The sequence below is a fragment of the Microbacterium sp. C-MGS6 genome (assembly GCF_058140415.1).
The window spans coordinates 1,580,780-1,594,458 of record NZ_CM176934.1 but is presented as its reverse complement, the minus strand read 5'-3'; the positions used below and the strand labels follow the sequence as shown (position 1 = coordinate 1,594,458).

The window sequence follows — 13,679 nt, the reverse complement described above, 5'->3', positions numbered from 1 at the left end:
TTCCTGTGGACCGCTCGTTACTAAACCGTCCGGCTGGTATAGTAACAGATGCAGCCCTCCCGATCCCGCTCAGAGGATGACCGATGCCCCGCCCTCCCCTCGCCCGTGAGAAGGTCCTCGACGCCTTCGAGGCGATCCTCATCGGCGACGGCGAACGCGCCGCGACGCTCGAGGCCACGGCGAAGGCCGCCGGCGTGTCGAAGGGCGGCCTGCTCTACCACTTCCGCTCCAAGGACGACCTGGAGACCGGGCTCCTGGAGCGCCTGGACCACCTGACCACCCTCGACCTGGAGCGCATGCGCGCCGCCGAGGAGGGCCCCGTCGCGTACTACGTGCGGACCTCGGTGATGGAGGACGACGCCCTCGATCGGGCGCTCATCGCCACGACCCGGCTGGCCCAGGGCGGCTCGACCGCCGCCTCCGACATGCTCCGGGATACCCGGCGTCGCTGGGCGGAGACGATCCGTCCGCACGTCCGCGACACCGCCAGCCTCGACCTCGTGATGCTCGTGAGCGACGGCCTCTACTTCAACAACTCGCTCGACGTGCACGGGCCGGAGCGCCTGGTCCCGCGCAGCGACGAGCTCGCCGATCTCATCGCCCTCGTGCTGCGCGCCACCGCCTGACGCCGGACAAGGCTGCGGGTACGGAGAAGGGCGGGAGCCTCGCGCTCCCGCCCTTCTCCCCCGCTCTGCGGTGTCAGACCTCGGTGATCTCGATCTGACGGAAGAGGTCGGCGTCGATGGCACCGCGCACGTCGTCCAGCAGCTCCTCGGACACGGGCGAGTCGAGCGTCAGCACGCTGAGCGCCTGATCGCCCGCCGCGAGCCGCGAGATCTGCATGCCGGCGATGTTGATCCCGGCCTCGCCGAACTTCTGTCCGTAGACGGCGACGATGCCGGGGCGGTCGGTGTAGAGCATCACGACGTGATGCTTCTCGATCGGCAGCTCCAGGGCATGGTCGTTGATGCCGACGAGCTTCTCGGCCTGCTTCGGTCCGGTCAGCGTGCCCGACACCGAGAGCTGCGATCCGTCGGACAGCGCCCCCGTGAGGGTGATGACGTTCCGGTACTCCTCGCTCACGTCGTCCTTGAGCAGGCGCACCGCGATGCCGCGCTGCTCCGCCAGGAGGGGCGCGTTCACGTACGACACGGTCTCGCTCACGATGTTCGTGAAGACACCCTTGAGGGCCGCGAGCTTGAGCACGCTCACGTCGTAGTCGTTGAGCTCGCCGTGCACCTCGACGTCGAGGCTCGTGAGCGGCGACGTGGCCAGTGCGGCGAAGATCTGACCGAGCTTCTCCACGAGCGAGATGCCGGGACGCACGTACGGGTCGATGACGCCGCCCGCGACGTTGACCGCATCCGGGACGAGGTCACCGCCGAGCGCGAGCCGCACCGAGCGTGCGACCGAGACGCCGGCCTTCTCCTGTGCCTCTTCCGTGCTCGCACCGAGGTGCGGCGTGACGACGACGTTCGGGAGGTCGAGCAGGGCACGGGCGCTGCCACCCTCGGCCGGGGGCTCGGAGGTGAAGACGTCCAGACCCGCACCGGCGATCTCACCGGCGACGAGAGCTTCGTGCAGCGCCTCCTCGTCGATGAGCCCGCCGCGGGCGACGTTCACGACGAAGGCGGTCGGCTTCATGGCGGCGAACTGCTCGGCGCCGATCATGCCCGTCGTCTCCGGGGTCTTGGGCATGTGGATCGTGAGGAAGTCGGCTTCGGCGACGAGCTCGTCCAGCGAGAGGAGCTGCACGCCGAGCTGCTGGGCGCGCGCCGAGGTGACGTAGGGGTCGTACGCGACGACGCGCATGTCGAAGGCGGCCAGGCGAGCGGCGACGAGAGCGCCGATCCGGCCGAGTCCGACGATGCCGACGGTCTTCTCGAAGAGCTCGGCACCGGTGAAGGAGCTGCGCTTCCACTGGCCGGCGGAGAGCGAGGCGTGCGCGGCCGGGATCCGGCGGGCGAGGCTGAGGATGTGGCCGACCGTCAGCTCGGCGGCGGAGACGATATTCGACGTCGGGGCGTTGACGACCATGACGCCGGCCGCGGTCGCAGCCTTGATGTCGACGTTGTCGAGGCCGACACCGGCCCGCGCGACGACCTTGAGCTTCGGCGCGTGCGACAGCGCCTCCTCGTCGATGCGGGTCGCGGAGCGGATGAGCACCGCGTCCGACTCCGCGAGGGCGGCGAAGAGCGCCTCGCGATCGGTGCCGTCGACGTGGCGGACGTCGAAGTCGGGGCCGAGCGCCTCGATCGTGGCGGGAGAGAGTACTTCGGCGATGAGCACGACAGGCTTCGGCACAGTGGATCCTTCGGGGCAGCGCGACAGGCGGGAGGGGCCGATGCGCCGCACACCGTCGGGGGCGCGATCGCGACAACTCTACCGGAGCGCCGGGACCGCTCCGTGCCGTGTGACGGCGTGACGGATCCGGCTCAGGCGCTGGGCAGCGTCAGACTCAGCGCGAGCAGGCTCATCCAGAACACCGCGACGATGCCGAGTCCGGCGAGGAAGGTCAGGGCGAGCTCGCCCACACGACGGCGTCGGCCGATGGCGAAGGCGAACCCGAACACGATCACGGGGAACACCACGCCGAACAGCAGCGTCGCCCATCCGGTGCCGGTGAGGCCGGTCTGGGCCATGGTGATGAGGTGCGCGACCGCGTTCCACACCGCATACGCGTAGAAGAGCCCCGCGAGGGCGATGACGGTCCACACGAGCCAGCGCGGCGAGCCGGTCGCCACGGCGGACGGTGACTCCGGAGCGGTCATGAGCCGATCACCCCCACGGTCACGAACGGCCACGGCACGAGCAGCACGACGCCGGCCAGGAGCACGGCGGCGCGGATCCAGGAGGCCCGGCCCCGCGTCAGCACCCACGTCGCGAGGAACCAGAGCGCGGGGGCGGCGATCGCCAGCACGAACCAGGGCAGGAACATGAAATCCGCGACGAGGAACGAGGCGAGCGGCTGCAGGCGGAGACCGCCGGCGATCCACCCCACGGTGTAGAGCAGGTAGACGCCCCCGACGACACCGACGAGGACCAGCATCGCGTTGCTGAGACCGGAGGGCGTTGCGGTCTCCTCGTCCACCGACGCGGGTGCGGACGCTGAGGGTGCGACGGCCTCGGCCGGCGTCGGTTCCGGAGCAGGCGTGGAACGCCGTGCGGCGTCCCGCGGGCGCTGCTCCGCGCTGTCGTCGCCGTCCCAGCTCAGGGCGTCGTCCGAATCGGATGTCATCTCTCCAGAGTAGGACACCCCGACCACTAGGCTCGGGGATGCCTCGGCGGGGTCGCCGGGGGCTTTCGGGGGAAAGGACAACCATGGCCGAGAACGAGCCCACGTCGTCTGCTGCGCCGCGTCGTTCCACGGCCGGCGCCACGACCGGCGAACCGCCCGCGGGCTGGACGCCGAGCCCGGAGGCGAAGGCCTCCGCGACGCGCTTCCGCATCATCGCCGCGGTCCTCTGGGCGCTCGCGATCGCGGGTGAGGCCGTCAGCATCTTCTGGCTCCTGCGCCAGCGCGAGTTCGTCGACGAGGGCGGCGCGCTGCTCCGCGATCCGGACACCGGCCTCCTGGAAGAGCAGGGAGCGACGGCGCAGTTCCCCCAGTGGGCGTTCGTCGCCCTGCTCGTCCTGCTGGTCGTGATCGCGGCGCTGTCGATCATCGGCTCGATCCTGTGGAAGAAGGCCAACACTCTCGACCCCGCCCGCCGCGCCGACAAGACGCGGTTCTTCATCCAGAACCAGCTCGGCGCGATCATCGCGGTCGTGGCCTTCCTCCCCCTGGTCATCCTCATCTTCCTGAACAAGGACATGGACAAGGGGCAGAAGGCGACCGCCGGCATCGTCGGCATCGTCCTGGCCGTCCTCGCCGCGATCGTCGGGACGAGCTTCGCCCCGCCGTCCGTCGAGCAGTACACCGCGGACCAGTCGGCCGTGATCCAGCTCCTCGGGGCCGATGAGGTCGTGTGGGTCGACGGCGGCAAGGTCTATCACGTCTGCGACGAGGTGCCCGCGATCCAGACCGGCAGCGAGATCCGCACCGGCACCACCTCCGAGGCCATCGAGGCGGGGAAGATCCGGCTCACCCTGCAGTTCGCGTCCGAGCTGCGCACCTGCGGCCTGGCGGTACCCGAGAACGCCGACGAGATCACCGAGGCCCTCCGCGCGATCCAGGCCGGTCAGGTCGACACGCCTCTGCCCGCTCCGGTCTGGGCCGACCCGACGGACGCACCCATCGAGATCCAGGACGCCCCGGCCGACGAAGGCTGACGTCAGGAGGCGCTCAGGGCCTCGACGAGACGGTCCTCCGCCGAGGCGAGGTGGGCGCGCAGCACCGCGGCGGCGCGCTCCGCGTCCCCGGCGGCGACAGCCTCGAGCATCTCCGCGTGCTGCGCGGCGATGAGTTCGGCATCGAGGAGACGCCGCCCCTGCACCTGCGCCATGCACAGCCGCACCTCGTCCAGCACGCTCCGGTACATGCGGCTGGTCCGCTCGCTGCCCAGGGCGTCGATGAGCGCCGTGTGGAAGCGGAGGTCGGGATCGACCGTCGCGGGATCAGGGCCAGGTGCCATCGCCTGCAGCTCGGCGTTCGCCGCCACGGCGGCTGCCGGCACGGCGGCGCTCTCCGCCAGCTCGCGTAGTGCCGCGCTCTCCAGCCGGATCCGCGTGCGGTAGACGTCGCGGACGGTCTCCGCCTCGATGCCGACCACGCGCGCCGTGCGATGCGCCGTCCGCACGAGCAGCCCGCTGGCCACGAGCTGCTCGATGGCCGCTTTCGCGCTGGGACGGGCGACGCCGTAGGTCTGGGAGACGGCCGCCTCGGTCAGAGGCTCCCCCGAGCGGATCTCGCCGGAGAGGATCCGGCTGCGCAGCTGTCCGGTCACGGCGTCGACCACGCCGACCACGCCGAGGGGGCGCTCCGCGATCGAGGTCATGCGGAACAGTCTAGTGAGGCGTCCGTCGTTCAGTACACTTGTCTGACAATCTTCGAGCGGAGCAGAGGAGCACCGTGCCCACCACCCTCGACCACCCCCTCGATCCCGCACTGCTGGGGCCCGAGACGCAGGTCCACGCCCGATCCATCGACCGCTTCGCCCGCGCCCACGACGCCTCGCATTACCTGCTCGTCCCGGACGCGGTGCTGTCCCCCGCGGACGCGGAGGGCGTCGCCCGCGCGTTCTCGGCGGTCCGGGCGGCCGGACGCACGCTCACGTTCCGCTCCGGCGGCACCAGCCTCTCCGGACAGGGCATCAGCGGCGATATCCTGGTCGACACGCGCAGCCACTTCCGCGACATCCACATCGAGGACGACGGCGCCGCGGTCAGGGTCGGCCCCGGGGCCACCGTCCGGCAGGTGAACACGCGGCTGGCCCGGTATCGCCGCAAGCTCGGGCCGGATCCGGCCAGCGAGATCGCCTGCACGATCGGCGGCGTCGTCGCGAACAACTCCAGCGGCATGGCCTGCGGCATCACGGAGAACTCGTACCAGACGATCACGTCGATGGTCGTCGTGCTGCCCAGCGGCACCGTCCTGGACACCGGACGCGCGGACGCCGCGGACGTGCTCCGCGCCGCGGAACCCGCCCTGTTCGCCGGGCTGTCGTCGCTCCGGGAGCGTCTGCTCGCCTCGCCCGGGAACGTCGCGTTCCTGCGGCAGCAGTTCTCGATGAAGAACACGATGGGCTACGGCCTGAACGCCCTGCTCGACTTCGACGACCCGGTGCGGATCCTGGAGCACCTCCTCATCGGATCGGAAGGGACCCTCGGCTTCGTCGCGGAGGCCCGTTTCCGCACCATCGAGGTGCGCCCCGCGATCGCCACCGGTCTGCTCGTCTTCGAGACGCTGTCGGCGGCGATGACCGCGCTCCCCGCTCTCACGGAGCTCGGACTCGCGACGATCGAGCTCCTGGACGCCGCCTCACTGCGCGTCGCCCAGGGCCTGAGCGACGTCCCCGCCGCGATCTCCGAGATCGACGTCCAGGGCCACGCCGCCCTCCTGGTCGAGGTGCACGCCGTGGATGACGACGCCCTCGCCGTCGCGAGCGCATCAGCGCAGGCGCACTTCGATGCCCTCCCCCTCGCCGTCGCCCCACGCCTGACGACCGATGCCGCCGAGCGCGCCGCACTGTGGCACGTCCGCAAGGGCCTCTACACCGCTGTCGCCGGGGCGCGGCCGTCCGGGACGACCGCGCTCCTCGAAGACATCGTCGTCCCCGTCCCCCGGCTGCTGGCCACCTGCGAGCGACTGATCGAGCTGTTCGCGGAGCACGGCTACGAGGGCTCCGTGATCTTCGGGCACGCGAAGGACGGCAACGTCCACTTCCTGCTGAACGAGCGCTTCGACGACCCCGAGAGCGTGGCGCGGTACCGCCGCTTCACGGACGACCTCGTCGAGCTCGTCCTCGCACAGGAGGGATCCCTCAAGGCCGAGCACGGTACCGGACGCATCATGGCGCCGTTCGTGCGGCGTCAGTACGGCGACGAGCTCACCGACATGATGTGGGAGATCAAGCGGCTGTTCGATCCGGACGGGATCCTCAACCCCGGCGTCGTGCTGTCCGACGACCCGGACTCGTACCTCCGGGATCTCAAGCGCGTGCCCACGGTGGAGCGCGAGGTGGACCGCTGCGTGGAGTGCGGCTACTGCGAGCCGACCTGCCCGAGCAAGAGCATCACGCTCACCCCGCGGCAGCGCATCGTGCTGCGGCGGGACATGGCCTGGGCCGAGGAGCAGGGCGACACGGCGCTGCTGCGGGACCTGCGCGCGGACTACGACTACGACGGCGTGCAGACCTGCGCGGTCGACGGCATGTGCGGCGTCGCGTGTCCGGTGGACATCAACACCGGCGACCTCGTCCGCCGCCTCCGGGCCGAGCAGGAGAACGCGGTGGAGGGTGCGGCCTGGGGGACGGCGGCGAAGCACTGGAGCACCGTCACTCGCGCCGGCGGCGTCGCCCTCACGGTCGCCGATGCTCTCCCCGTCCCGCTCGTGCGCGGCGCGACGCGGGTCGGACGGGCGGTGCTCGGCGCCGATACCGTCCCCCTCTACGACGGGGGTCTCCCCCGCGGCGGCACCGCGCCGCCCCGACCGGTCTCGCCTCCCGACGCCCAGGCCGTCTTCTTCGGCGCCTGCATCGGCACGATGTTCGGTCCGGAGGACGAGGGTCCCGGCTCCCGCGACGCCCTGCGCGCCCTGCTCGACCGCGCCGGGATCCCCGTCGTGGTCCCGGAGGAGAACGGCGGGCTCTGCTGCGGGACACCGTGGAAGTCCAAGGGGCACCTCGACGGCTATCGCCTCATGTCCGACCGGGTGCTGGCCTCGCTCTGGGACGCCAGCCATCACGGGGAGCTGCCGGTCGTCTGCGACGCGGCCTCCTGCACCGAGGGCCTCGACGTCATGCTCACCCAGGCCGTCGCCGCCCATCCGGAGTACGCCGGTCTGCGCATCGAGGACGCCACCACGTTCGTCGCGCGGGAGGTGCTGCCGCGCCTCTCCGTCGATGCGAAGCTCCCCTCGATCGCCGTGCACCCGACCTGTTCGACGACCGCGCTCGGCGCGACCGGGGCGCTGACGGCGATCGCCGCCGCCGTCGCTGACGAGGTCTTCGTGCCCGACGGCTGGGGCTGCTGCGCGTTCGCCGGTGACCGCGGCATGCTGCACCCCGAGCTCACCGCGAGCGCGACGGCCCAGGAATCGGCCGAAGTCTCCGCGGCCGATACGGCCCGCGGCGGCTTCGACGCGTTCGTGTCGGCCAACCGCACGTGCGAGATCGGCATGACCCGCGCCACCGGCCGCCCGTACCGCCACGTGATCGAGGTTCTCGAGGAGCGCACGCGCCCCTAGCTCAGCGACGAAGGGCCCCCGTCGGATCACCGACGGGGGCCCTTCTGCGGAGCGTGTGTCAGGCGCCGTGCGCGGTGAGCACGGCGACCGGAGCCTCGCGGAGACCGGCCGGGATCACGATGCGGGTCGAACCGCCGTCTGCGGACACCTCCGCCGGGGTCCCGTCGGCCCACGACAGCGCAGCGGCCGCGAGCTCGGACGGCAGCTCGAACTCGCCGTCCGCCGGGTCGAGCGCATGCACGTGCACCGCGTCGGTGGACGTGGTGTAGCGGCGAGGAGCCCCCGTGCGCTCCCCCATCCGCGTCCAGGGCCGCGTGCCGTAGATCGCCGCACCGTTCACGGCCAGCCAGCTGCCGAGCTCCTGCATCGCCTTCCGCTGCAGCGCCGGAATGGATCCGTCCGCCGCGGGGCCGACGTTGATGAGCAGGTTGCCGTTCTTCGCGACGACGTCGACGAGGAGCCGGATCAGGGCCGCGCCGGAGAGCGAGTGGCGCTCGTCCTCCGCCTGGTTGAACCCGAACGAGTAGCCGAGCCCGCGGGTCGACTCCCACGGCTCGGGGATGATGTCCGGGATGTCCGTGTATTCGCGGGTGAGGAACCCGTGGTACGGCACACCCCAGCGGTCGTTGACCACACCGTCCGGGACGGCGTCGAAGTACCGCTGCAGGAGTGCGGCCACGGCGTACTCCTCGGTGCCCTTGCCGCCGTCCGGCCACTCGATGTCGTTCCAGAGCACGTCGGGCGCGAACCGCTCCACGAGCTCCTCGAGCTGCGCGGCGGCGTACCGGGAGAAGTGGGCGTCGTTGCGACGGAACCGGAACAGGTCGGTGTCCGACTCGATCGGCGGGAAGTCGCTGACGTGCCAGTCGAGCGCTCCGGAGTAGTACACGCCGAACTTGGCTCCCGCCCGCCGCGTGGCGTCGTGGAACTCGGAGATGAGGTCACGGCGAGGGCCGCGCGCGACGGCGTTGAATCCGGTCGTGGCGGTGTCCCACAGACAGAACCCCTCGTGGTGCTTGGTCGTGGGCACGACATAGCGCGCTCCGGCCGCGACGAGTTCACCGACGAAGGCCTCGGCATCGAAGGCGTCGGCGTCCCACCGGTCGGCGAGGTCCTCGTACGAGGTCCCAGGACCGTAGGTGCGCTGGTGGCGCTCCCACGTCGGGCTGCCCGGGATGCGCACCGTGTTGCCGTACCACTCCGCGTACTGGTGCCACGCATAGGCATCCTCGGTGGGGATGTTCACGCCCTCCCCGTGCTGCACGGCCCACGCCGGCACGGAGTACAGCCCCCAGTGCACGAAGAAGCCGAGCTTGGCGTCGCGGTACCAGTCCGGCACGCCGTTCGCGGGGTAGACCGGGGACGCCGCACCGAAGTCGGGGCCGGTGCGCTTCTCGAAGTTCATCATGATGCCGTGTCCTCCTCGTCGGCCCCGCGGCGCCCGACCACCGCGGTCAGATCGGGGTCGCCTGTCGTGTCGAACGGGAACACCCCGGGGCGCAGGCGATGGTGTCCGAGGCGGAGCAGGTCCTGGTCCACCCCGCCCGGGGTGAGCGCCAGCGTCCATCCCGCCGCCAGCTCGTACAGCTCCGGCTCCAGGTAGCCGATCTTCACGACCACGATGTCGGCCGTCGTCGGCTCGAGCCCCAGCATCCGGAAGTCGGAGAGGTGGTGGAAGGGCTTGCGGCGCTCGGTCAGGATGGCGTGCAGCCCGCCGACCGCGAGCACCACCTGGGTGCCGGCGTCCGGGTCGCCGTCGGTGACGGAGAACACCGTGCCGGTGATCTCGACCGGTCCGTGGGGCCCGGAATCGACCGCGGCTCCGGCTGACAGCGTGACCGTCGCACCGACGCCCGCCTCCACGGCTTCGGCGACGGCCCGCGCATCGAAGATCGAGGCGACCAGCGTCGTGTGCGTGCCGTCGGTGAGCTCGGGTCGCTGCAGCAGGTGGGCGAGGGTCCAGGTCACATCGCCCGCTCCCCCGGCCGTCGGGTTGTCCCCGGAGTCGGAGATCACGTACGGATGCGGGGCACCGGGGGCCAGCGCCTCCTCCAGCGCGTCGTCGAGGCTTCCCGTCTTCGCGACGAAGACGAAGTCCTTCCGTGCCTCCCAGAACATCCGGGCCACGCGCTCCGCCTCACGGGCGATGACCTCCCTGTCGTCCCCGGTGACCACGACGTACGCCTGGCAGCGCGGCTCGTCGGCCCATGCGTAGCCGATCCACACCGACGCGTCCACGACGCCCGGCAGCGCCTCGATCTCGGGGAGCTCGGCGTAGATGCTCCGCGCGGGCTCCAACCGCGTGCTGGTCTTCTCCCCCGGCAGCAGCACGGGTACGGGCACCCAGGCGGTGAAGGGCCGCCGCGCCTGCGCGTCGCCGCCGTGCGGTCCACGGAGACGGTCGAGCAGGTTCCACACCGCCCTTTCCTTCGTGTTCAGCCAGTCCTCATGCGGCGCCATCCGATAGCAGGTGAGCAGATCGACCGCATCGCGCAGGGTCTCCGAGACGTTCCCGTGCAGATCCATCGATGTGGAGACGAGGGTGTCCGGGCCGAGGGCCTCGCGCACCGCGAGGGCCAGATCCCCCTCGGCATCGTCCATCCCGACGACGCTCATCGCGCCGTGGATGTCGAAGAAGAATCCGTCGAACGGCCCCTGCGTGCGGATCCCCTCGACGATCGCGTCCTTCATCCGGCGGTAGGTGTCCGGGTCCACGGCACCGCCGGGCAGCGAACGGCCGTGCGTGAGCGGGACCCACTCCGCCGCCTCGGCGAGCTCGCGTCCGGCGTCGAGGAACGGGTAGTACGCCCGCAGTGCATCGCCGGTGCGGATCGTGAAGGCCTCGTCCCCGGAGATATGCGGGGAGAAGGTGCTCGACTCGATGGAGATGCCGCCGATGCCGATCCGGGGCCGCGCGAGCCCGCCCTCGGCGAGCGGCGGCAGCGGACCCATCCAGATCTCGTGGGCTTCCGGGCGTGCGGTCACGGTGGTGTTCTCCTCTGCGGTCGCAGTCGTGGTCAGGAAACGGGGGCGAGGGCGCGTCGTGCGCTCTCGATGGCGCCGAGCGCGACGGCGTCGGCTCCGAGGACGGCGGGGACGACGCGCAGCGCGATGCCCGACACCGGGGCATCGGTACCGAGCGTCCGCTCGATCGACGGCTCCAGGAGGTCCCAGGCGGCCGTGACCCCGCCGCCGACGATGGCGATCGGCAGGTCGAGGAGCGTCGCGGCACTGGCGCAGGCGAGAGCGAGCGCCCGTCCGGCGGCGTCGAACACGGCGCGGGCGTCGGCGTCGCCGGCGCGTGCGGCCTCCGCGACCTCCCTGGCATCGTTCACCGGACGACCGGTGCGCTCCTCGAACCGCCGGGCGATCGACGTCCCGGACGCCAGGGTCTCCAGGTGACCGGTCTGGCCGCAGGTGCAGACGAGGTCGCTGTAACCGGGCGTGTGCCCGATCTCGCCGGCCGCGCCGTGGGGGCCGTGGTGCAGCTCCCCGCCGATGACCAGCGCGCCGCCGACGCCCGTGCCGAGCATCACACCGAGCACATCGGGAACGCTCGGACCCGCCGCGGCGGCTTCTCCGAGGAGGAAGGCGTTCACGTCGTTCTCGACCCGCACCGGGACGCCGACGCGCTGCGCCAGCTCCGGGCCGAGCGGGAAACCCGCCCAGTCTGCGAACAGGGCGGACGCGGCACGGATGGTGCCGCTCTCATGGTCGATGACGCCCGCGGCACCCACCCCCACCGCGGCGACGGCGACACCGGCCTCGGCCGCCAGCCGCGTGACGAGGTCGGCCGCCGCATCCGCCATGGCCGAGCCGCCGACGCTCGCGGGCGCCGGGACGCTTCCGCGTGCGAGGACGTCTCCGAAGGCGTCCACGACGAGGGCCGCGATCTTCGTGCCCCCGATGTCCACCCCCGCCAGCGCGAAGTCGGACCCGGGGCTCGTGGTCGTTCGTCGAGGGTCGTCCGTCTGCTGCCCGACCGCGCTCATCGTCCGCCCAGTCCGGCCATCGCGATGCCCTTGACCAGGTGCTTCTGCAGCACGATCACGAGCAGGGTGGTCGGGATCATCGAGATGATCGCGGCGGCCATCTGCAGGTCCCACCGGGTGCCGGTGAGACCGGCGAAGCTCGCCAGACCGACCGGCAGCGTGCCGTGCGCGTTGTAGTCGACCGTGACGATGAGGGGCCAGAGGTAGCTGTTCCAGAAGGACAGGAACGTGAAGACCGCGAGTACCGCGACCGCGGACTTCGACAGCGGCAGGATGATCTGCAGGAAGGACCGGACAGGGCCGGCGCCGTCGACACGGGCCGCCTCCTCCAGCTCGTAGGGGATGCCGCGGAAGAACTGCCGCATCAGGAACGTGCCGAAGGCGCCGAACGCGAAGGGCAGGATGAGCGCTTGATAGGTGTCGACCCAGTTGAACCACTGCATGACCTGGAACATGGGGATGACGAGCACCTCGGCGGGCACCATCAGCGTGGCCAGGAAGAGGACGAAGACCGCGTCGCGGCCCTTCCACCGCAGGCGCCCGAACGCGTATCCGGCGGTCGTGGACACCACGAGCACGACCAGGGTGCCGCCGATCGCCACGATGAACGAGTTCATGATGTACGTGAGGAACGGTCCGTAGGCGAAGACGTCGACGAAGTTGCTCCAGCGGAGCTCGGAGCCCACGAGCGTCGGCGGCATCGAGAACATCTCGGAGTTCGGCTTGAGGGCCGAGAAGAACGCGTAGACGAGCGGCGCGATGAAGATGAGCGCCGCGACGTAGATGGTGACGTGCGCGAGGATCAGCCGGGCGCGCGCGCCCGGCGTGGTCGCCGCACCGCGCGCCTTCTCCCGCTCGCGCTGACGCCGCGGGGCGGTGCCGGTGGGCCGGACGAGGGTCTCAGTGCTCATAGTGCACCCACTTCTTCTGTGCGGCGAACTGGATGCCCGTGATCGCGATGATGATCGCGAACAGGATCCACGCGGCGGCGGCGGCGAGTCCGAGATCGCCGAAGGTGAAGCCCTGCTCCCAGATGTACATCACGAGGGGCTTGGTGGCGTTGCCGGGGCCGCCTCCGGTGAGCATCTGCGGCTGGACGAAGACCTGGAGCGAGGTGATCATCGTCATGATCGTCGCGAAGAAGATCGACGGGGAGATCATCGGGATGATGATGCTCCACACACGCCGGATGCCCTGTGCGCCATCGATACTGGCCGCTTCCAGGACGCTCTCCGGGAGCTGCTCGAGGGCGGCGGAGAAGATCAGCATGTTGTAGCCGAGTCCCTGCCAGACGCTCATCACGACGACCATGATCATCGCCCAGTTGGGGTCGGCGAGGAAGTTCGGCAGCTCGATGCCGAACCAGGTGACCGAGAGGCCGTTGAAGAGCCCCTGCGGCTGCAGCATCATCTTCCACACCAGGACGTTCGCGACCATCGGGGTCACGACGGGGATGAAGAAGAGGACGCGCAGGGCACCGCGGCCGCGGATGCGGGGGCCGAGGCCGAGGGCGAGCACGAGCGAGAGAGCGACGCTCAACGGCACGTACAGCAGCGTGTACACCGCCGAGTTGCGCAGCGCGGGCCAGAAGTCCGGGCTGCTGGTGAACAGCTTGACGTAGTTGTCCACCCCGTTGAAGGTGCGTTCGCCGAAGGTCGGCCAGTCGAAGACGCTCATCACGATCGAGAGCCCCACGGGCACGATCGTGAACAGGGCGAGGCCCACCAGGGCTGGGCTTGCGAAACCCAGCGCCTGGCGGCCCTCGACCTTGGCGAGCGATCCTCGACGTCTCGTCGTGATCGTCATCTCGTTGTCTTTCTCTGTTACTGCTGTGCGGGCCG

12 protein-coding genes are annotated in these 13,679 nt (G+C 70.8%); 3 read left to right on the top strand and 9 right to left on the bottom strand.

The features are described 5' to 3' along the window. Positions 1-83: 83 nt before the first annotated feature. A complete protein-coding gene (locus AC3B5L_RS07630) occupies positions 84-626 on the top strand; it encodes a TetR/AcrR family transcriptional regulator (protein ID WP_280566362.1) in 543 nt (180 codons plus the stop codon). Between the two features lie 73 nt (positions 627-699). On the opposite strand, the gene serA is transcribed toward AC3B5L_RS07630, so the two are convergent. The 3 genes from serA to AC3B5L_RS07615 all read right to left on the bottom strand — a co-directional run bounded on the left by serA (position 700) and on the right by AC3B5L_RS07615 (position 3,238). Beyond that, positions 700-2,304 carry a phosphoglycerate dehydrogenase gene (gene serA, locus AC3B5L_RS07625; RefSeq protein ID WP_105949735.1) on the bottom strand — a complete coding sequence of 535 codons (1,605 nt, stop codon included), beginning with the start codon at positions 2,302-2,304 and terminating at the stop codon, positions 700-702. A 131-nt stretch (positions 2,305-2,435) separates the two neighbouring features. Further along, on the bottom strand, positions 2,436-2,771 hold the full coding sequence (locus AC3B5L_RS07620; protein ID WP_259953906.1) for a hypothetical protein: 336 nt from the start codon (positions 2,769-2,771) through the stop codon (positions 2,436-2,438). Further along, complete coding sequence (locus tag AC3B5L_RS07615) at positions 2,768-3,238, bottom strand: hypothetical protein (RefSeq protein WP_280566366.1); 471 nt, start codon at positions 3,236-3,238, stop codon at positions 2,768-2,770. Before AC3B5L_RS07615 ends, AC3B5L_RS07620 begins: the two co-directional genes overlap by 4 nt. Positions 3,239-3,321: 83 nt before the next feature. Here AC3B5L_RS07615 and AC3B5L_RS07610 point away from each other — a divergent pair, with 83 nt between their 5' ends. Beyond that, a complete protein-coding gene (locus tag AC3B5L_RS07610; protein ID WP_280566368.1) occupies positions 3,322-4,272 on the top strand; it encodes a hypothetical protein in 951 nt (316 codons plus the stop codon). Between the two features lie 2 nt (positions 4,273-4,274). Here the strand turns inward: AC3B5L_RS07610 and AC3B5L_RS07605 are convergent, their stop codons facing one another. Next, positions 4,275-4,937 carry a GntR family transcriptional regulator gene (locus tag AC3B5L_RS07605; RefSeq protein ID WP_280566369.1) on the bottom strand — a complete coding sequence of 221 codons (663 nt, stop codon included), beginning with the start codon at positions 4,935-4,937 and terminating at the stop codon, positions 4,275-4,277. A 74-nt stretch (positions 4,938-5,011) separates the two neighbouring features. Between AC3B5L_RS07605 and AC3B5L_RS07600 the strand changes: the two genes are divergently transcribed. Next, a complete protein-coding gene (locus tag AC3B5L_RS07600; protein WP_490096366.1) occupies positions 5,012-7,846 on the top strand; it encodes an FAD-binding and (Fe-S)-binding domain-containing protein in 2,835 nt (944 codons plus the stop codon). Positions 7,847-7,904: 58 nt separating this feature from the next. Here the strand turns inward: AC3B5L_RS07600 and AC3B5L_RS07595 are convergent, their stop codons facing one another. From AC3B5L_RS07595 to AC3B5L_RS07575, 5 genes are all read right to left on the bottom strand, one after another. After that, the gene (locus tag AC3B5L_RS07595) at positions 7,905-9,254 is read right to left on the bottom strand and encodes an alpha-L-fucosidase (RefSeq protein ID WP_268776408.1); all 1,350 of its coding nucleotides are present in this window, start codon (positions 9,252-9,254) and stop codon (positions 7,905-7,907) included. After that, entirely contained in the window at positions 9,251-10,798 is a 1,548-nt protein-coding gene (locus AC3B5L_RS07590; RefSeq protein ID WP_327036715.1) for a M81 family metallopeptidase, read from the bottom strand. Before AC3B5L_RS07590 ends, AC3B5L_RS07595 begins: the two co-directional genes overlap by 4 nt. 65 nt (positions 10,799-10,863) lie before the next feature. Next, positions 10,864-11,838 carry an ROK family protein gene (locus tag AC3B5L_RS07585; protein ID WP_315636970.1) on the bottom strand — a complete coding sequence of 325 codons (975 nt, stop codon included), beginning with the start codon at positions 11,836-11,838 and terminating at the stop codon, positions 10,864-10,866. Next, entirely contained in the window at positions 11,835-12,749 is a 915-nt protein-coding gene (locus tag AC3B5L_RS07580; RefSeq protein WP_060920974.1) for a carbohydrate ABC transporter permease, read from the bottom strand. The genes AC3B5L_RS07585 and AC3B5L_RS07580 overlap by 4 nt, the downstream gene beginning before the upstream one ends. Then, positions 12,739-13,644, bottom strand: a complete 906-nt coding sequence (locus AC3B5L_RS07575) for a carbohydrate ABC transporter permease (RefSeq protein WP_060920975.1) — start codon at positions 13,642-13,644, stop codon at positions 12,739-12,741. The genes AC3B5L_RS07580 and AC3B5L_RS07575 overlap by 11 nt, the downstream gene beginning before the upstream one ends. Between the last annotated feature and the right edge of the window lie 35 nt (positions 13,645-13,679).